16 protein-coding genes and 6 pseudogenes are annotated in these 17,743 nt (G+C 70.9%); 10 read left to right on the top strand and 12 right to left on the bottom strand.

The window, feature by feature from the left end; translation table 11 throughout:
* Positions 1–124: 124 nt before the first annotated feature.
* Complete coding sequence (locus tag ABZV31_RS14430) at positions 125–922, bottom strand: HAD family acid phosphatase (RefSeq protein ID WP_355892769.1); 798 nt, start codon at positions 920–922, stop codon at positions 125–127.
* Between the two features lie 115 nt (positions 923–1,037).
* Here ABZV31_RS14430 and ABZV31_RS14425 point away from each other — a divergent pair, with 115 nt between their 5' ends.
* The 4 genes and pseudogenes from ABZV31_RS14425 (at position 1,038) to ABZV31_RS14410 (ending at position 2,764) form a co-directional block, all read left to right on the top strand.
* Positions 1,038–1,166, top strand: a complete 129-nt coding sequence (locus tag ABZV31_RS14425; protein WP_355892766.1) for an RHS repeat domain-containing protein — start codon at positions 1,038–1,040, stop codon at positions 1,164–1,166.
* Between the two features lie 42 nt (positions 1,167–1,208).
* Positions 1,209–1,256: pseudogene (locus tag ABZV31_RS14420) on the top strand (hypothetical protein); the annotation flags it as partial.
* Between the two features lie 27 nt (positions 1,257–1,283).
* Positions 1,284–1,826 (top strand): hypothetical protein, encoded by a 543-nt coding sequence (locus tag ABZV31_RS14415; protein ID WP_355893055.1) that lies wholly within the window; start codon positions 1,284–1,286, stop codon positions 1,824–1,826.
* A complete protein-coding gene (locus tag ABZV31_RS14410) occupies positions 1,823–2,764 on the top strand; it encodes an RHS repeat-associated core domain-containing protein (RefSeq protein WP_355893052.1) in 942 nt (313 codons plus the stop codon). The genes ABZV31_RS14415 and ABZV31_RS14410 overlap by 4 nt, the downstream gene beginning before the upstream one ends.
* Here ABZV31_RS14410 and ABZV31_RS14405 read toward each other — a convergent pair.
* Positions 2,746–3,333 (bottom strand): annotated as a pseudogene (locus ABZV31_RS14405) (pectinesterase family protein); the annotation flags it as partial. The gene ABZV31_RS14410 and the pseudogene ABZV31_RS14405 overlap by 19 nt on opposite strands.
* Positions 3,334–3,356: 23 nt before the next feature.
* Between ABZV31_RS14405 and ABZV31_RS14400 the strand changes: the two are divergent.
* Positions 3,357–3,680, top strand: a pseudogene (locus tag ABZV31_RS14400) (hypothetical protein); the annotation flags it as partial.
* Between the two features lie 2 nt (positions 3,681–3,682).
* Here the strand turns inward: ABZV31_RS14400 and ABZV31_RS14395 are convergent.
* Together ABZV31_RS14395 and ABZV31_RS14390 are read right to left on the bottom strand one after the other, a co-directional pair.
* Entirely contained in the window at positions 3,683–4,654 is a 972-nt protein-coding gene (locus ABZV31_RS14395; protein ID WP_355892763.1) for an alpha/beta hydrolase, read from the bottom strand.
* 330 nt (positions 4,655–4,984) lie between these two features.
* Positions 4,985–5,299 (bottom strand): hypothetical protein, encoded by a 315-nt coding sequence (locus tag ABZV31_RS14390; protein WP_355892760.1) that lies wholly within the window; start codon positions 5,297–5,299, stop codon positions 4,985–4,987.
* Between the two features lie 157 nt (positions 5,300–5,456).
* Between ABZV31_RS14390 and ABZV31_RS14385 the strand changes: the two genes are divergently transcribed.
* Positions 5,457–6,725 carry a hypothetical protein gene (locus ABZV31_RS14385; protein WP_355892757.1) on the top strand — a complete coding sequence of 423 codons (1,269 nt, stop codon included), beginning with the start codon at positions 5,457–5,459 and terminating at the stop codon, positions 6,723–6,725.
* Complete coding sequence (locus ABZV31_RS14380) at positions 6,686–6,844, top strand: hypothetical protein (protein WP_355892754.1); 159 nt, start codon at positions 6,686–6,688, stop codon at positions 6,842–6,844. The genes ABZV31_RS14385 and ABZV31_RS14380 overlap by 40 nt, the downstream gene beginning before the upstream one ends.
* A 108-nt stretch (positions 6,845–6,952) precedes the next feature.
* Here the strand turns inward: ABZV31_RS14380 and araD are convergent, their stop codons facing one another.
* From araD to ABZV31_RS14350, 6 genes and pseudogenes are all read right to left on the bottom strand, one after another.
* Positions 6,953–8,692: an L-arabinonate dehydratase gene (araD, locus tag ABZV31_RS14375; RefSeq protein WP_355892751.1), complete on the bottom strand. Its 1,740-nt coding sequence runs from the start codon at positions 8,690–8,692 to the stop codon at positions 6,953–6,955.
* Positions 8,689–9,597, bottom strand: coding sequence for a dihydrodipicolinate synthase family protein (locus ABZV31_RS14370; protein ID WP_355892748.1), 909 nt, complete (start codon positions 9,595–9,597; stop codon positions 8,689–8,691). The genes araD and ABZV31_RS14370 overlap by 4 nt, the downstream gene beginning before the upstream one ends.
* Entirely contained in the window at positions 9,594–10,262 is a 669-nt protein-coding gene (locus ABZV31_RS14365) for a GntR family transcriptional regulator (RefSeq protein ID WP_355892745.1), read from the bottom strand. Before ABZV31_RS14365 ends, ABZV31_RS14370 begins: the two co-directional genes overlap by 4 nt.
* Before the next feature lie 173 nt (positions 10,263–10,435).
* Positions 10,436–10,806: pseudogene (locus ABZV31_RS14360) on the bottom strand (MBL fold metallo-hydrolase); the annotation flags it as partial.
* A gap of 144 nt (positions 10,807–10,950) precedes the next feature.
* A complete protein-coding gene (locus ABZV31_RS14355) occupies positions 10,951–11,538 on the bottom strand; it encodes a TIGR03086 family metal-binding protein (RefSeq protein WP_355892742.1) in 588 nt (195 codons plus the stop codon).
* 75 nt (positions 11,539–11,613) lie between these two features.
* Positions 11,614–12,030: pseudogene (locus ABZV31_RS14350) on the bottom strand (DUF6010 family protein).
* Positions 12,031–12,171: 141 nt separating this feature from the next.
* Here ABZV31_RS14350 and ABZV31_RS14345 point away from each other — a divergent pair.
* Positions 12,172–13,450: pseudogene (locus tag ABZV31_RS14345) on the top strand (MFS transporter).
* Here ABZV31_RS14345 and ABZV31_RS14340 read toward each other — a convergent pair.
* Both ABZV31_RS14340 and ABZV31_RS14335 read right to left on the bottom strand, forming a co-directional pair.
* Positions 13,387–14,550: a hypothetical protein gene (locus tag ABZV31_RS14340; protein WP_355892739.1), complete on the bottom strand. Its 1,164-nt coding sequence runs from the start codon at positions 14,548–14,550 to the stop codon at positions 13,387–13,389. The pseudogene ABZV31_RS14345 and the gene ABZV31_RS14340 overlap by 64 nt on opposite strands.
* Positions 14,547–15,488: a 5-dehydro-4-deoxyglucarate dehydratase gene (locus ABZV31_RS14335; protein WP_355892736.1), complete on the bottom strand. Its 942-nt coding sequence runs from the start codon at positions 15,486–15,488 to the stop codon at positions 14,547–14,549. Before ABZV31_RS14335 ends, ABZV31_RS14340 begins: the two co-directional genes overlap by 4 nt.
* A gap of 265 nt (positions 15,489–15,753) precedes the next feature.
* On the opposite strand from ABZV31_RS14335, the gene ABZV31_RS14330 reads away from it, so the two are divergent.
* Both ABZV31_RS14330 and ABZV31_RS14325 read left to right on the top strand, forming a co-directional pair.
* Complete coding sequence (locus ABZV31_RS14330) at positions 15,754–16,563, top strand: NAD(P)-dependent oxidoreductase (RefSeq protein ID WP_355892733.1); 810 nt, start codon at positions 15,754–15,756, stop codon at positions 16,561–16,563.
* 377 nt (positions 16,564–16,940) lie between these two features.
* Positions 16,941–17,711 carry a DeoR/GlpR family DNA-binding transcription regulator gene (locus ABZV31_RS14325; RefSeq protein ID WP_355892731.1) on the top strand — a complete coding sequence of 257 codons (771 nt, stop codon included), beginning with the start codon at positions 16,941–16,943 and terminating at the stop codon, positions 17,709–17,711.
* The last annotated feature ends 32 nt before the right edge of the window (positions 17,712–17,743 follow it).

Below are 17,743 nucleotides of genomic sequence, written 5' to 3'. Positions count from 1 at the left end.
CCGGCGGGGACGGCACGCACCGGGAGACGACGGTCGACCGCCTGAGGTTCGCGGCGGACGGATCGATTCTGCCGGTGGTGCCGACCCTGGAGTCGATCAGGCCGCTGAGGTCCGCCCGTCCGGACTAGCTGACGAAGTACGTCGGGTTGGGCAGCTTGTACGTCCGGTCGGCGTAGCCGCCGTCGAGGTCCGAGTACTGGTCGCCGAAGTTGGCGACGATGTCGTACCCGAGGTCGTCCTCGATGTGCTTGCGGGTGCCGGACTTGTACTGGACGGTGGTGCAGTTCCAGGTGCCCGGGGTGGCGCAGTCGCTCAGGTAGGACGGCGGGTGGTCCTTGTCCTTGAGGAACATGTGGTCGGCGTCGAGGTTCACATCGGCGCCGACCTTCTTCAGGTTCTCCACGGCGGCGGAGCGCTGCGCCTCGCTCAGACCCGAGTTGTAGAAGACCTCGACGCCCTTCTTCTCGGCGTACTGCACGAGCTCGGGGCTGCCGAAGACGGCCGGGCGGTCGGCCCGGTTCACGTACGCGGCCCAGGTGGCCGAGTTGTAGGTGTAGTTGTTGCGCTTCTCGTAGTCGAGGCTGAGGAGCAGCGTGTCGTCGATGTCGAAGACGACGGCCGGCTTCTCGCCCCGGTGGTGCGCCTTGTGCACCGCCTTGTCGATGTACCGCTTGGCGTCGGCGTCGATGCGCGCCAGGTCCTTGGCATACGGGCTGGCCGGGGACGCCTGGTACACGCCGTTGCTGTCGAGCGTGGTGCCGTAGTAGGTGTCGATGTCCTTGACCAGGAGCCCGATGTTGTAGGGCTCGTGGGTGGAGTTGGCCGTCGACTGACCGGCCGTGGCCGCGCCCGCGCCGTAGAGGGCGGCACCGGCGACGGCACAACTGGCGGCGATGGCCGCCGCTCTGAGGGACTTCCGCATGGAATCTCCGGGTCTGGTTGGTGGGTAAGGCACCAGGTCCCGCACTGTCTACGCGCATCACACGCGGGATGCGACCCCCTTTATCCGATCGATACGCAATCCGGCGTACGAGGCATTGCGCGTACATGGTTGCGACATTGCCTCCCCTTGCTACGACACGGAACTCCGCCTGACGGGTGTCACCAACCCGCAGGGCAGGACCTGGTCGTACACCTATGACGAGGCGGGCCGCCTGGTCGCCTAGACGGACTTCAACGGCCGGACGCTGAGGTAGACGCACGACGCGGTGGGGCGGCTGGTCTCCCGTACCAACGGGGCCGGGGAGACGCTGCGCTTCACGCGGGACGCGTCAGGACGTGTCGTGGAGCAGCGCACCGACACCGGTGAGGTCACTGCCTTCGCGTACGGAGCGGACGGGCTGCTGGCGCGGGCGGTCAACGCGGATGCCGAGGTCGTCATCGCACGGGACGCACTCGGCCGCACCGTGAGCGAGACCGTCAACGGCCGCACCACGGCCTACGGCTACGACGTCATGGGCCACTGCGTCCGACGCGAGACCCCGTCAGGACTGGTCTCGCGATGGACATACGACGCGGCCGGCCGGCCCGCGGAGCTTCGTTCCGGCGCGGGAACGCTGACCTTCACCCATGACGCTGCGGGACGCGAGACGGAGCGCCGTGTCGGCACCGACGTGGCGCTGACCCAGTCCTGGGACGCGGCCGACCGTCTCACCGCCCAGACCCTGACATCGCTCACAGCCGACGCGGACCGGCTGCTGCAACACCGCGCGTACGCCTATCGCGCCGACGGGTACCTGACCGAAATCCGCGAGCTCACGAGGGGCACACGCCACTTCGACCTCGACGCCGTGGGCCGGGTCAGGGGCGTACGCGCCCATGGCTGAAGCGAGAACTACGCCTACGACAGCGCCGGCAACCCACCCACGCCTCTGCGCCGACGCATGAGGCGCCCGGCGACCGCTCCTTCGACGGCACCCTGGTCCGCCGTACGGGCAACACGACGTACGAACACGACAACCAGGGCCGCCTCGTCGTCAAGCGGCGCAAGCTGCTGAACGGGCAGTACCGGACGTGGGCCTACACCTGGAACGCGGAGGACCGTCTCACCGAGGTGCTCACACCCGACGGCGGCCGCTGGCGGTACGCGTACGACCCGCTCGGCCGACGCATCGCGAAGTACCGCTGTGACGAGGACGGTTCGGAAACCGACCGCACAGAATTCGTCTGGGACACCATGCGCCTCGCCGAACAGCACCTCCGGGATGGAAGGGTTACCACCTGGGACTACGCCCCTGACTCGCACCGGCCACTCACGCAGACCGATCATCGAAGGCGGGCCCACCCGCAGGGTTCGTCGTACTTCGCCATGCTGGCCGACGACACGACCGCGGACCGCACGACGCGGTTCCAGGTGGTCATCACGGACGCCATCGGCACACCCACCGAACTGGTCACGGCCCAGGGCGAGATGACCTGGCAGCGACGAACCAGTCTGTGGGGCAGTCCCCTCCCTGGCCCCGCGGAACCCACCTCCACCTCCTGCCCGCTGCGTTTCCCAGGCCAGTACGCCGATGCCGAAACCGGCCTGCATTACGCCTACTTCCGCTACTACGACCCTCAGACCGCCTGCTATCTCAGTCAGGATCCGCTGGGCCTGAAACCAGCCCCTAACCCAACGGCGTACATTCGTCACCCGGGTACCTGGTCGGACCCGCTCGGCCTCTACGGTTGCGAGCTCGAGGATCTCGGAGGCAGCTGGCATCGGTCCCCTAAGGGACTCGACTACGGCGGCCGCTGGCACCCAGGGCGGGCCAGCTTGTAGGACGCGGCCGGTGCCTCGCTGCTGATGCGGCTGCGGGTGACCAGGTAGCCGCGCGGGTTGGCGACCACCGTGGAGGGCGCGAAGACGAAGCCGTACGGGGCGGCGGTCAGGTCGGTGCGGCTCAGCGTGCGGAAGTGGCAGTGCTCGAACACCGCCGTCGCCCGGCCGAAGACGAAGTCGACGTCCCCCTCGACGTAGCAGTGCGCGTAGTACTGGCGGGCGAAGGTGCCGAAGGCCATGGAGTCGGCGTACAGGGTGTCCTGGCGGCCGAGGAAGCGGCAGTGGTGGAAGGCCGAGCGGTCGCCCTGCACCTTGACGGCGACGGCCTGGGTGCCGGTGATGTCGGGGTGGTCGGCGCGCAGCCAGTCGTTGGCGAGGGTGATCCGGCGGGCGGTGAAGCCGTCGGCCTGCACGGTCGTGGTGGCCGATCCGGTGGTGCCGTAGGTGCCGCCGCCGGGCTTGGGCGTGCCGGCCGCGTTGTCGTAGACGATCACCACGTCGCGGGCGTCCTCCGTGGCGCCGATCCACGTCATGTCCGTACGAGTGGCGTCCACAATGACCGTTTCCCGGCTGCTCATGACGGTCGATCCGATCCGGGGCGGCGACGCGGTACTCATACGATGCATCAGGCCGACCGACGTCGATCACGAACGCCCTGGGCCACACCCGCAGGGTCGCCTACGACGGGGCGGGCCTGCCCATCGCCCTGACCGACGAGCTGGGCCACACGACGACGATCCGCCGGGACTCCTTCGGCCGAATCGTCGAGGTGACCGATCCCCTGGGCCACAGCACCCGCATGGGCTGGACGACCGAAGGCAAGCCTGCGTGGCGCGAACAGGCCGACGGCACCCGCGAGTCGTGGACCTGGGACGCCGAGGGCAACCTGCTGTCCCACACCGACGCCGCGGGCAATTGTCAGTCGTGCAGGGCGGTCTTGAGTGCGTCGATGGCGAGGTGACGAGCGACCTTGGTGGCGTTGGTGTCACGCAGGAGGTCCAGCATCAGGAAGTCGTGGACCATGCCCAGAACGCGGACCGCGGTGACGTCGACGCCGGCTTCACGCAGCTTGGCCGCGTAGGCCTCGCCCTCGTCACGCAGGACGTCGGCCTCGTCGGTGATGACCAGGGTCGGGGGCAGGCCGCGCAGCTGGTCGATGCTGGCCCGCAGCGGCGAGGCGTAGGGCTCGGCGCGCTGGGCGGCATCGGTGGTGTACTGGTCCCAGAACCAGATCATTCCGTCCCGGGTCAGGTAGTCCCCGTCCGCGAACTGCAGGTACGACGGGGTGTCGAAGTCGGCGTTGGTGACGGGGTAGAGCAGGACCTGGCAGCCGACCCGGACATCGCCCCTGTCCTTGGCCATCAGGGCGAGGGCTGCGGACATATTTCCGCCCACGGAGTCGCCGCACACGGCCAGGCGCGAGGCGTCCAGGCCGTGCTGGGCGCCTTCGCGGACGGACCATTGGGCCACGGCGTAGTTCTGCTCGATCTGGGTGGGGTACTTGGCCTCGGGGGCCCGGTCGTAGACGGGGAAGACCGCAGCCGCGCCGGCGCCGACGGCGAGTTCGCGTACGAGGCGGTCGTGGGTGTTCTCGTCGCCAAACACCCACCCGGCTCCGTGGATGTAGAGGATGACCGGAAGCGTCCCGGAGATGCCGCGCGGGCGCACGATGCGGGTGCGTACCTGCCCCCACCTGCCGGCGTCGACGGTCACCCATTCCTCCTCGACGTCGGGTTTCGCGACACCTTCTCCGGTCTGCAGGCGGGCGAGGATGTCACGCCCCTGATCCGGCGGCACCTCGTAGATCCGCGGGTGCGGGGAGGTCGCCTCGGCAAGGTCCTTCGCCGCGGGCTCCAGGATCGGAGTGGGAGGGGGAAGCACTGCAGTCATGCTGATCTTCCTTTCCCTGCAGGGTTGAGGGGCGAGCAACGGCACCAGCTGCAGTATTTGTACGTATATGCGCCTTTGATCAGGATAGGGGAGCGACGGCGCGCCCGCGATCGCACCGGTCCGTCCTAGCTGGGCAGAGGAAGAACAACGGCAAGGTGCTGATGAACGCGGCACGCCTTCCCCTGTGCATACCAGGCACTGCAACCCGAATGGCCCCGTACAACTCATCGACATCACTCGCCGGCGACACCCGGTGCTGTCGACGCTGACCGACAGCCGGTGTCAGCTCTCAGCTCTCACCGACAAAGCCAGGGTGTCCCGGGAACGGGTTCAGGTGGTGGTGCGAACCATCTTCAAGGGGTCGACGATACGGTCGAAGTCCTCGGCGCTGATGTGTCCGCTGGCCACGGCAGCCTCGCGCAGGGTTGTTCCCTCATCGTCTGCCTTGTGGGCGATCTGGCTGGCCTTGTCGTAGCCGATTTCCGGGGACAGCGCGGTGACGAGCATCAGCGAGCGCGCGAGGTACTGGCCGATCTGCTCGTGGTCCAGTTCCGTGCCTTCGATGCAGTACGTACGCAGCTTCTCGCAGGCGTCGGCCAGGATCCGGGCGGAGTGGAGGAAGTTGTTGATGACGATCGGCTGCATGGCGTTGAGCTCGAAGTTGCCTTATTCAGAAACGGGCACTCAGGCGCGCCCCGGGCGAACCGGAAACTGCCACCCCCCGGGGCCGTGACGGCAGGGCGCGCTCCCCAAATCCCGCCGGGCGGGCATAGGTTGGCTCGCAGGCGATCATCTTTCGGGGGTGGACGTGACAGGCGGCCGGGATTTGAGGGCCCTGTTCAGTACGAACGACCGCAGCCTTCAGACGGATGAGGCGTTCACGAACCGGGCCTCGCAGTGGGAGCTGGTCGCGGCCGCGCTCACCGAGCATCTGCAGCACACCGCCTCGCGCGGGTTCAACGTCGAAGACCTCGAGGCGCCTCGCAACCACGTGCTCGTCTTCCACGGGGTGGGCGGCATCGGTAAGACCACCTTGTCCCGGAAGCTGGAGGCCGCGCTCGCCGACGCCGGACGCAGGCCCGCCCAGTGGGGCGAACCGGGATGGCCGGCTGATCGGATCCTTCCGGTGCGGATCGACCTCGCCCGTTCCGCGAGCTGTGACTTCGAGCAATTCGTGCTGATGATCCGGCTCGGCCTCGCCCGGCTTGGACGCCCGCTGCCCGCCTTCGACTTGGCGCTGCGCCGCTTCTGGGAGGCGAACCATCCCGGGGAGCCGCTGGAGGAGTACCTGCGCCGCGGCGGGCTCGCCGCCCGGTTCGGGCAGGCGCTGCCACAGCAGATGCAGTCCGCGCTCTCAGACATCGCCCAGGCGCTGCTGCTGCCCGGCACCGTCGGCTCAGTCGTCGGCCAGGTCACCGGTGCGCTGGTGGGGGCGCTGCGCGAGCGCCGGCAGACCGTCCGCGCCCTCGCCGGATGCGCGCGCCTGGCCGACCTGCTGGAGGCAGAGCCCGACCTGGACGCGCTCTCCTACTACCCGCACCTGCTCGCCTGGGAGCTCGCCCGCCTCCCCGCGGGGAGGCGCGTCACGCCGGTCGTGCTGCTCGACACGTTCGAGGACATCGGCGACCGCACCCGCCGCGACCTGGAGCGGCTGATCCAGCGCACGGTGTGGCTCATGCCCAACGCCTTCTGGGTGATCACCGGCCGCTCCCGCCTGCAGTGGGCCGATCCCGCCCTCCAGGGCCAGCTCGACTACACCGGCCCCACCGCCTGGCCCGGCCTCGCCACCCCGATCGTCCCGGCCAACCGCACGCCGCCGACCGGGTCCGGGCGGCGGCAGGTACTCGTCGGCGACTTCTCCCCCGAGGACTGCGACGACTACCTCGCCCGCCGCCTCGCCCGCGACGGCCGACCACTGATCAGCGAACCCATCCGCCGCGTGATCACCACGCGGTCGCACGGCCTGCCCCTGTACCTCGATCTGTCGGTCGCCCGGTTCCTGGAGCTGCGTTCAACGTGCGGGGCATCGCCGTGCGGAGGGCGGAGAACATCCGCAGCAAGAACCAGTTGAGCGGCGGCTCCGCGCTGATGTGGGCCCAGCCCTGGTACCACCGGATGCTCGGGGCGTTCATGACGATCGCCGGGCTGGTGATGCTGACCGCGGCGTACGCCCTGTGGCACCTGAGCTGAGCGCACCGCACCACATCCTCCGGCCCAGTGCCAAGGCGGAGCCCGTGGTGCCGGCGGCCACCAGGCCGCCTGGGGCGTCGCAGGACCTGTGGGGCTTTCGGGACGTCCTCACCCGGCGTACGGGTCCGGCACCTTCCCCTGCCGGGCCAGGAACTCGAAGTCGCAGCCGGTGTCGGCCTGGGTGACCTGGTCGGAGTAGAGCGCGCCGTAGCCGCGCTCGTACCGCACGGGCGGCGGGGTCCACTGCGCCCGGCGGCGCTCCAACTCCTCGTCGTCCACGTTGAGCTGGAGGGTGCGCCCCTCGACGTCGAGAGTGATCGAGTCACCGGTGCGCACCAGCGCGAGCGGTCCGCCGACATACGACTCGGGGGCCACGTGCAGGACGCACGCGCCGTAACTCGTGCCGCTCATGCGGGCGTCGGAGATCCGGACCATGTCCCGCACGCCCTGCTTGAGCAGGTAGTCGGGGATGGGCAGCATCCCGTACTCGGGCATTCCGGGACCGCCCTTGGGCCCGGCGTTGCGCAGGACGAGCACGCTGTCGGGCGTGATGCCGAGGGACGGGTCGTTGATGGTCCGCTGCATGGTCCGGTAGTCGTCGAAGACGACCGCGGGTCCGGTGTGCTTGAGCAGGTGCGGCTCGGCGGCGATGTGCTTGATGACGGCGCCGTCGGGGCAGAGGTTGCCGCGCAGCACGGCCACCCCGCCCTCGCTCGCGACCGGGTTGTCGCGGGGGCGGATGACGTCGTCGTCGTGCACCTGGGCGCCGGCGATCTGCTCGCGCAGAGTGTCGTACGACACCGTCGGCCGGTCCAGGTGCAGCAGGTCCGGGATGCGGGAGAGGAACCCGGGCAGGCCGCCGGCGAAGTGGAAGTCCTCCATGAGGTACCGCTCGCCGCCGGGGCGGACGTTGGCGAGTACCGGGACCGTGCGGGCGATGCGGTCGAAGTCGTCCAGCGTGAGCCGGACACCGGCCCGTCCGGCCATGGCGATCAGGTGGATGACGGCGTTGGTCGAGCCGCCGAGGCCGAGGACCGTCGTCACCGCGTCCTCGAAGGCCTCCCGGGTGAGGATGTCGCTCACCTTCCGGTCCCTGTGGACCAGTTCGACGATGCGCAGGCCGGAGGCGGCGGCCATCCGGTCGTGCCCGGAGTCCACGGCGGGGATGCTGGACGCTCCCGGGACCGTCACACCGAGCGCCTCGGCGGCGGCCGTCAGCGTGGACGCCGTCCCCATGGTCATGCAGTGGCCGGGCGAGCGGGCGAGGCCGCTCTCCAGCTCGGCCATCTCGCAGTCGCCGATGAGGCCGGCGCGCTTGTCGTCCCAGTACTTCCACATGTCAGTGCCGGAGCCGAGCACCTCGTTGCGCCAGTGCCCCGGAAGCATGGGCCCGGCAGGCACGAAGACGGTGGGCAGGCCGACGCTCGCGGCCCCCATGAGGAGGGCGGGCGTGGACTTGTCGCAGCCGCCCATCAGGACGGCGCCGTCGACCGGGTAGGACCGCAGCAGTTCCTCGGTCTCCATCGCGAGCATGTTGCGGTAGAGCATCGGGGTCGGCTTCTGGAACGTCTCGCTGAGGGTGGAGACCGGGAACTCCAGGGGGAAACCGCCCGCCTGCCATACCCCGCGCTTCACGGCCTGCGCGCGGTCGCGCAGGTGGACGTGGCAGGGGTTGATGTCGGACCAGGTGTTGAGGATCGCGATGACGGGCTTGCCCAGGTGCTCCTCGGGCAGGTAGCCGAGCTGGCGGGTGCGGGCCCGGTGGCTGAAGGAACGCAGCCCCTCGGTGCCGTACCACTGGTGGCTTCGGAGCTCCTCCGGACGCTTTCTGCTGACGGGCGTGCTCATATCGACCATCCGGCGGCGATGGCGGCGACCTCGGCGCGCTCGCTCTCGGGCAGCGGCTTGCTCGGCGGACGCACGTCCCGGCGGCACAGACCGAGCGAGGCGAGGGCCTCCTTGACGACGGTGACGTTGTTGGCACTGCCGTTGGCGGCGCGCAGCTCCTCGAAGCGGCGGATCTGCTCCCAGACTTTCATGGCGGCCGGGTAGTCACCGGACCGAAGCGCTTCGATCATGTTCCGGGAGACGGCGGGAGCGACGTTCACCAGGCCGGAGGTGAAGCCGGTGGCGCCCGCGGAGAAGTAGGAGGGCGCGTACGGCTCGGCGAGACCGGCGACCCAGACGAAGCGTTCGAGCCCCGCGTCCCGGGCGAAGGCGGCGAAGCGGGCCGCGTCGGGGACGGCGTACTTCACGCCGATGACGTTCGGGCAGGCGTCGGCGAGTTCGGCGAGGCGGGCGCCGGGCAGCTGGGCGTTGCGGATGTACGGGACGACGCCCAGCTCGGGCACGGACTCGGCGATGGCCCGGTGGTAGTCGACCCAGCCGCCCTGGGAGACGTAGGGGTGGACGGGCTGGTGGACCATGACCATCTGCGCGCCGCGCTCGCGGGCGTGCCGTGCGGAGGCGACGGCCGTCTTCACGTCGTGGCCAACGCCCACGAGCACGACCGCCCGGTCCCCCGCCTCCTCGATCGTCACCTCGGTGACCAGCTGCCGCTCCTCGGGGGTGAGGGCGTAGAACTCGCCGGTGTTGCCGTTGGGCGTGAGGGTCCCGATACCACCGTCGAGCAGACGACGCAGCAGGGCCCGGTGGGTGTCCCGGTCGATCGTGCCGTCCTCGGCGAAGGGGGTCACCGGGATCGCCACCACGTCGGCCAGGGCCGCCCGCTGGGTCTCGAACGTCGTTGTCATGCCTGACCGTCCTCTCCCTGGGCCTCGGACTCCGATTCGGGGAAGGCCCGTTGCACGAACGACGCGATGTGTGCGTGGAGGGCGCGCGCCGCGCCGTCCGCGTCGCCCTCCAGGGCGAGCCGCAGGATCTCCCGGTGCTCGGTGGCCTCCCGCGCCCAGGAGGGGTCGGCGGCCCAGGCGACGGCGGAGACGAGGGCCGCCTGGTCGCGGACCTCGTCGAGCATCCGGCCGAGCAGCGGGTTGCCGCACGGCAGGTACAGGGCGCGGTGGAACTCGCGGTTGGCCAGGGAGCGTTCGGCGGTGTCCGCGGCCTCGTCGGCCCGTTTCAGCGCGTCGCGCGCGGCGTCCAGGGAAGCGCCGCGCTGCACGGAGCGCTTCAGGGCCTCCGGCTCCAGCAGCAGCCGCACGTCGTAGACCTCGCGCGCCATGTCCGCGTCCACCCTGCGCACCGTGACGCCCTTGTACTGGCTCATCACGACCAGTCCGGTGCCGGCCAGGGTCTTGAGCGCCTCGCGCACCGGGGTCTTCGACACCCCGAACTGTGCGGCGAGCTCGGTCTCGACCAGGGCCTGACCCGGCGTCAGCTGCCTGGTGAGGATGCGGTGTTTGATCCCTTCCAGCACGAACTGCGTGCGGGACGGAATCGGCGTGGGCACAGAGGTCATGCGCGCCTCTCGGATCTCGTCGATCACATCACGGATCGGATCGCGTGTATCTGTTCTCGCGTATCGCGTCTCATATATGACGTATGAAGTACGACGCGATGAAGGTAGGAGCGGCCCTGTGCTTCGTCAATGCTTCCGACAAAGGAAGTTGAGCTTGCCGACCGGCGGAGGCTGATGAGGCATTCGCGGGCGTGCTGGGCGCAGGCGCCCGCGTCCTCGGGGGTGAGGCGCACCGGACGTTCGCCGTCGCGATGCCGGCCGATGTCGGCCTCGCGGAGGAAGACACCGGCCCGCGCGGCGGTGGAGGTTCCGCTGCCGGGCCTCGTGCCCGTCGTACCGGGGCCGGAAGTCGAGAACGCCGCTGGGTAAGCCCGCGTCCGGCCGTCCGATGAACCTTGCGGGCCTCCCCCCGGGCATGGACGGCAGACAGCAGATCCGCGCCGTGGTCGGCGTGGAGGTGGGAGATCCGGATCGCCGTGAGCCGCGCCGGGTCCGTATGCCGCTGCAACTCCGCGAAGGCCCCGGGCCCGGCGTGCACCGTGAGGCCCAGGGGCATGGTGAAAAGGGCACGGTCACGGCTCCCGTGTCGCTCCCCTTTTCGGCCCGTTCGGCAGGTTCGGCCCGTTCGGCATGTTCGGCATGTTCGGCCCGTTCGGCCCGCTCAACCCGTTCGGCCCGTTCGGTCCGTTCACGGCTTCCAGCCCGGATCCCGCCCGCTCAGCCCCACCGCCCGGTCCAGCAGCGGGGCGTCCTCCGGGACGGGCACGACGGGGCCGAAGAGGCCGTTGCCGCGGTTCGGGTCATCGGCCGCCACGCGGAGGAAGCCGTACGACGTCCACAGCGCGGCCGGGTCGGGCTCGTACGCCTGGCCCGTGGCCCGCGCCAGGTCCCAGCCGTGGATCACCAGCTCGTCGGCGGCGACGGCGTCGGCGATCTCGCCGGGCAGGTCCACGCCGCCCGCGCGGGTCATGCCGGACCAGGCGGCCGGGTCGCGCCAGGCCTCGGCGAGCTCGTCGAGGACCTTGGGCAGCTCCTCCCGCCAGCCTGGGCCGATGTCCGGCACGGCGGCGTTCGGACTGGTGTTCGTCGTGACTCCCAGGTGCTTGCGGCCGGCATCCCGGAACGCCACCGCCAGGGCCACCAGGTGCCCCAGCATGTTGCGCACGGCGCAGTCCGGACACGGCGTCCCGGCGGCGAGCTGTTCGTCGCTCACGTGCTCCGCCAGGCGCGCCACGACACGCGCCTGCGGGCCGAGGTCGAGGATCGTGTCGGTCATCGGTTTCTCCTCAGGGATTCGTTCTCCGCTCAGGAGGTGGACCGACGGCGATCCCGGAACTCATCGCCGCCCGGGTCACGCGACGGGTTCCTCGACCGGCGCGGACCGCTCACCGCGGATGATCTCGCGCAGTGACGGGCCTCCGCGCAGGCACCACAGCGCGATCACCGGGTCGCAGATCGCACAGCCCAGCGACTAGTCGTGGAAGAACGGGATCAAGGGGTTGCCCTTGAGATGGTGGACGACGTCCCACGCGGTGTGCAGCAGCCAGCCGATGCCGACGAAGGTCCACGACTCCAGGCCACGGTAGGCGACGTAGGTGGCGACCGCGGCGAACGCGAACTCCCAGCCGCCGAGGCCACCGCCGCTGAGGTAGGCGGCGCCCGCCGCGGCGACCATGATCGCGTTGAGGCGTCGACGGTGCGGTTCGCGCGGGAGGGACATGACCAGCGCGTAGAGGACGGCGATGACGATCGGCATGAGGTAGCGCATGCGGCCGACGCCAGGCCGGTGTCCGCACGCGCCCCAGGATCATTACTGACAGGTTCCGACGGATTTCCGCCGAGGGGAGCGCCGTTTCCAAGGCATCTGGCCCATCCGCGGGGCCGGGCCTCAGCACCACGATCACCAGGCGTGACGACGACAACCTGGACACCGGTGCGTGTCCTGCGGAACCGCGAGGCGGGACTGTGTCTGGCCGCGGTGGTGGTCTCCGGCTTCGGCACGTCTGCGCTGTGGCTGGCGTCGGTGTGTGGGTCAAGGACTTCACCGGCTCGGACGGGCTGGCCGCGCTGTGCCTGCTCGCTCTGTGGGCGCCGACCCTGGCCGGCCCGCTGCTCGGCACGCTCGCCGACCGCGCCCGCCGGGGGCCCCTGCTGATCGGCACGAACCTGCTCCTGGCCGCGCTCCTGCTCACCCTCCTCACCGTCGACTCCCCAGGCCGGCTCCGGCTGCTCTTCGCGGTCCTGTTCGGGTACGGCGCCGCAAGCATCGTGCACGACGCGGCGGAGTCGGCGCTGCTGGCCGCCGCCGTCGACCCCGCACTGCTCGGCGACTTCAACGGACTGCGGACGACCGCGACGGAGGGCATGAAGCTCCTGGCCCCGCTGGCCGGCGCGGGCGTCTACGCGGCGTACGGCGGCCCGAGCGTGGCCCTGCTGGATGCGGTCACGTTCGTGCTCGCCGCGGGCCTGTACGCGCTCCTGCGCGTCCATGAGGACAGGCCCGGCCGGCCCGTGAGCAGCTGGCGGGAGCAGACCGCCGAGGGCGCCCGCCATCTGTGGGACCACGCGCGCCTGCGCCCGCTGGTGCTGGCCGGCGGCACCACCATGCTCTTCGCGGGCCTCAACGGCGCGCTGGTCTACGCCGTCGTGGACGGCCTCGGGCACTCCCCCGCGTACGCCGGAGTGCTGTACGCCGCCCAGGGTGCCGGGTCGGTCGCGGTCGGGCTCGCCTCGGGGACCTTGCTGCGACGCCTGGGCGAGCGCCGGTTCGCGGCCTGCGGGATCGCCCTCACGGCGGTCGCGGTGGCCCTGCGGGCCATCCCGTCCGCCCCGGTGGCCCTCGGGTGCAGCGCGGCGATCGGGGCGGGGCTGCCGTGCGTGCTGATCGCCGCGTTCACCGCCGTGCAGCGCGAGACGCCGGGAGAGCTGTTCGGCCGTGCGGCCGCCACGGCCAACACGATGGTCTTCGTGCCGAACGTGATCGGACTGGCCGCGGGGGCCGGGCTGGTCGAACTCGTCGACCACCGGCTGCTGTTGGTGCTGCTGGGGGTGGTGCTGCTGGGGGTGGTGCTGCTGGGGGTGGCGCTGCTGGGGTGGCGCTGCTGGTGACGGTGGCGCTGCTGGGTCAGAGCCCGGCGAGCGCCGAACGCACCGCCGCCAGATCGCCGTCCGAGGCCAACCCGGCGTGATACAGGCGCAGTTGTGTCGCCCCGAGGTCGCGGGCCCGCGCGGCGTCCGCCGCCAGCCGGCGCGAGCTGCCGCCCATGCCGGAGACGATGGTGAAGTTGGCGGCCAGGACGGCGCACTCGCGCCCCTGTTCGGCGAACGGGGTGAGCAGACCGGAACCTCCGGTGCAGGGCACGACCACGCCGTCCGCGACGGACAGGATGTGCGCGGGGTCGACGCCGGCGTTGGCGCCGCAGTGGTACGACACCGGGTCGGCGTGCAGCAGCACCTGGAAGCCGTCGGGTGCCGCCGCGCGGACCGCCGCGACCGCGGCCTCCTGGAGCGTGCGGGCGGTGTCGTCGCGCCACGCGCGCGTGACGGTCGCCTTCGCCTCCCCGAGCAGCTTCTCGACCCCCGCCCAGCCTCCGCCGGAGGGCGCGCCCTGCCACACCGGCTCCAGGGCGGTCCGTACGGCGTCCGCCAACTCCTCCGCGTCCAGGCCCCGTTCGCCGTACCCCGCGCGGCAGGCCGGGCAGAAGCACAGCGACATCAGGTACTGCCCGGCATCCCCGAGGCCGACCCCGGCCGTCTTGTCGTGGGCGTGCAGGTGCGCGAGGCCGTACCAGCCGAGGGACTCCAGCTCGGTGCCGCGGGCCCCCGGCCGTACCGCCGCCTCGGCGGCCAGGTCGACCAGGTACGCGCGCGTGACGGGCTGCGCGATGCACGGGGCCCACGGGTAGCGGTCGCCGTAGGCGTTGACGACCGAGGTCTCCGGGTGCTCGGCGCCCAGGCGGGAGTTGTGGGCGAGCACCACCCAGGTGTGCACCTCCAAACCGGCTTCCGCGAGCGCGGCGGCGGCCTCGCCGTACGCGTCCCCGGGCGCCCAGTCACCGGCCGGGTACGGGCGCAGGGCGCGGCCCTCCCAGCGGCCGTCCGTGGGGTAGAGGACGGCGGCGTGCTCGGCGGTGACGACGCGGTGGCGCGGATGACGGGGGGTCAACGCGCGCGTGGAATGGTAGGCGGCGGCGAGCGTCACCTGCTGCACGCCGAGCGCGGCGATGCGTGCGGGGGCCTCGGGATCGCCGTTGACGTCCCAGGGGTAGACGAAGGCCGACGTCTTCACACGTCCTCCTCGAGCAGCGCGTACCCGCGCTCGATCAGCTGGGCGAGCTGCTTGACATGGTCCTCGGCCGGCTCGTGCAGCGGCGGCCGCACCTCCCCCACGTCCAGCCCCCGCAGCCGTACCCCGGCCTTCACGAGGGACACGGCGTAGCCGCGGCCCTGGGCGCGCAGTTCGACGAACGGGCGGTAGAAGCCGTCCAGGAGCCGGTGCGCGGTGGCCTCGTCGCCGGAGGCGAGCGCCTGGTGGAAGGCGAGGGCGATCTCCGGGACGAAGCAGAAGACGGCGGAGGAGTAGAGGGTGATGCCGATGCCGCGGTAGGCGAGCTGGGTCTGCTCGGCGGTCGGCAGGCCGTTGAAGTACAGGAAGTCGCCGGGGACCTCGCTGCGGACGGCGCTCACGATCCGCTGCATGAGGTCCAGGTCGCCGAGGCCGTCCTTGAAGCCGATGATGCCGTCCGTGCGGGCCAGTTCGACCACGGCCCTGGGGGTGAACACGGCGTTGTCACGCTGGTAGACGATGACGGGCAGTTCCGTGGCGGCGGCCACCTCACGATAGTGGCGCAGGAGCCCTTCCTGTCCGGCGATCACGAGGTACGGCGGCATGGCGAGCAGCCCGTCCGCCCCGGCCGCCTCCGCCAGCCGTGCGTACCGCACGGCGAGCGCGGTGCCGTATCCGGCGCCCGCCACGACCGGAACGCGCCCCTCGGCGGCCTCGACGGCCGCGCGGACACAACGCTCGAACTCCTCGGGCGTGAGCGCGTGGAACTCCCCGGTGCCACAGCACGCGAACACGGCCGCCGCCCCGGCCTCGACCCCGCGCCGCACGTGCGTGCGGTAGACGTCGAGGTCGAGGGAGCCGTCGGGGCCGAAGGCGGTGACGGGGAAGAACAGCGGCCCGCTGGGGATGCTGAGGCGTTCGGCGAGGGGGGCTGACGTCACGGGCTCTCCCTAAGGCAGGCGCTCACACGAGACCGGCGCTCGTACGCGGACCGCAGCGGTGCACGTTTCTGATCCATGTCCATATCTCTGAACACGCCCACGCTAAAGGGCATCATCAAGACCGGTCAAGCAGGGAAACCAGCAACACGGCGAGCGGATTTCGCGACTCCACGCCACACTTGACGGGGCGTGGCCACGATCCTTAGCGTGTCCATGCATGTGAATACTGTCCATGCATGCGGCCGCCGACCCAAGGAGACCGAGGATGCCCGCTCCCCGCACCGTTCTGCTCACCGGCGCCGCCGGCGGGCTCGGCACCCTGATGCGGGGCCTGCTGCCCGACTACGGCTACGAGCTGCGCCTCCTCGACATCCGCCCCATCGAGGGCGAGCCGGACGCCATCACCGCGGACCTCGCCGACAAGGAGGCCCTGCGGGAGGCCGTCCGGGGCGTGGACGCGATCATCCATCTCGCGGGCATCTCCCTGGAAGCCCCGTTCGAGAAGATCCTCAAGGCCAACATCGAGGGGACGTACCACCTGTACGAGGCGGCCCGTGAGGAGGGGGTCGGGCGGATCGTCTTCGCCTCCTCCAACCACGCGGTCGGCTACACGCCCCGCCCCCAGGGCGACGACCCGCTGATCCCGATCGACACCCCGCGCCGCCCGGACACCTTCTACGGCCTGTCGAAGTCCTTCGGCGAGGACCTCGCGCAGTTCTACTGGGACAAGCACGGCCTGGAGACCGTCTCGGTGCGCATCGGCTCCTGCTTCCCGGAGCCGACCAGCGTGCGCATGCTCTCGGTGTGGATGAGCCCCGACGACGGCGCCCGCCTCTTCCACGCCGCCCTGACCGCCGAGCACGTCGGCCACACCGTCGTCTACGGCTCCTCCGCCAACACCCGGCTGTGGTGGGACCTGACGACCGCGCGGGCGCTCGGCTACGAGCCGCAGGACGACTCCGAGCCGTACGCCGAGAAGCTGATCGCCGAGCAGGGCGAGCTGGACCCGGAGAACGAGGCGCACGCCTACCTGGGCGGCCACTTCGTGACCGACCCGCCGATCTGGCCGTACTGACGGCACCCTCTTGGGGCGGGCGGGCACCGAACGGGCCCGCCCGCCCCGCTGTTCGGGCACGAAAGCTGCCCGATCCCACCCGCCACACAGCTCCGCCCCAGGTCCGACGCGGGCAGGCATCGATCCGAACGGGCAGGATCGGGCACACTCGGGCACGCAACAGGCCTGGTCACCGCGCCATGCCCGCTGTAGAACTTCCCCATGGGCCGCACAGGGCCCGAACGGGCATCAGCGAGTGAGCCGAAGGGTCGCGCCGGTGTCGAAAGGGTGAACAGGCACCGGCCCGAGCGGCTGAATCCAGTCACCCCCTCGACAGCGGCCTGAGCGCCCCGAGCCCGAACGAGCACAGAACGCAGCACGAAAGGCAGGTGTGGGCGATGACGGCGAGAACCGCGGAGGAACGTCAGCGCGAGATCGTCAAGACCGCCCGCCGCACGGGATCGGTCGACGTCACCACGCTCGCCGCCGAACTGGGCGTCGCGAAGGAGACCGTACGACGCGATCTGCGCGCGCTGGAGGACCACGGGCTCATCCGCCGCACGCACGGCGGCGCCTACCCCGTGGAGAGCGCCGGCTTCGAGACGACCCTCGCCTTCCGTGCCACCAGCCACGTGCCCGAGAAGCGCCGGATCGCGGCCGCCGCGGCCGAGCTGCTCCAAGACGCCGAGACCGTCTTCGTGGACGAGGGGTTCACCCCGCAGCTCATCGCCGAGGCGCTGCCCCGGGACCGGCCGCTGACCGTGGTCACCGCGTCCCTGGCCACCGCGGGCGCGCTTGCCGAGGCCGAGAACATGACGGTCCTGCTGCTGGGCGGCCGGGTACGGTCCGGCACGCTCGCCACCGTCGACCACTGGACGACGAAGATGCTGGCCGGGTTCGTGATCGACCTGGCGTACATCGGAGCCAACGGCGTCTCCCGCGAACACGGGCTGACCACGCCCGACCCGGCGGTCAGCGAGGTCAAGTCCCAGGCGATCCGGGCCGCCCGCCGCACGGTCTTCGCGGGCGTGCACACCAAGTTCGGGGCGGTGAGCTTCTGCCGGTTCGCAAAGATCAGCGACCTGGAGGCCATCGTCACCAGCACGCAGCTCCCGGCCTCCGAAGCCCACCGCTACTCGCTGCAGGGCCCGCAGGTCATCCGGGTCTGAGGCGATTCACGGTCGGCCTCGGGACAGCCGCA

It is taken from the genome of Streptomyces sp. NPDC005202, from assembly GCF_040608235.1.
GTDB lineage: Bacteria > Actinomycetota > Actinomycetes > Streptomycetales > Streptomycetaceae > Streptomyces.
Note: the sequence above shows the minus strand (reverse complement) of the source record. Positions and strands in the feature narration are given on the sequence as shown.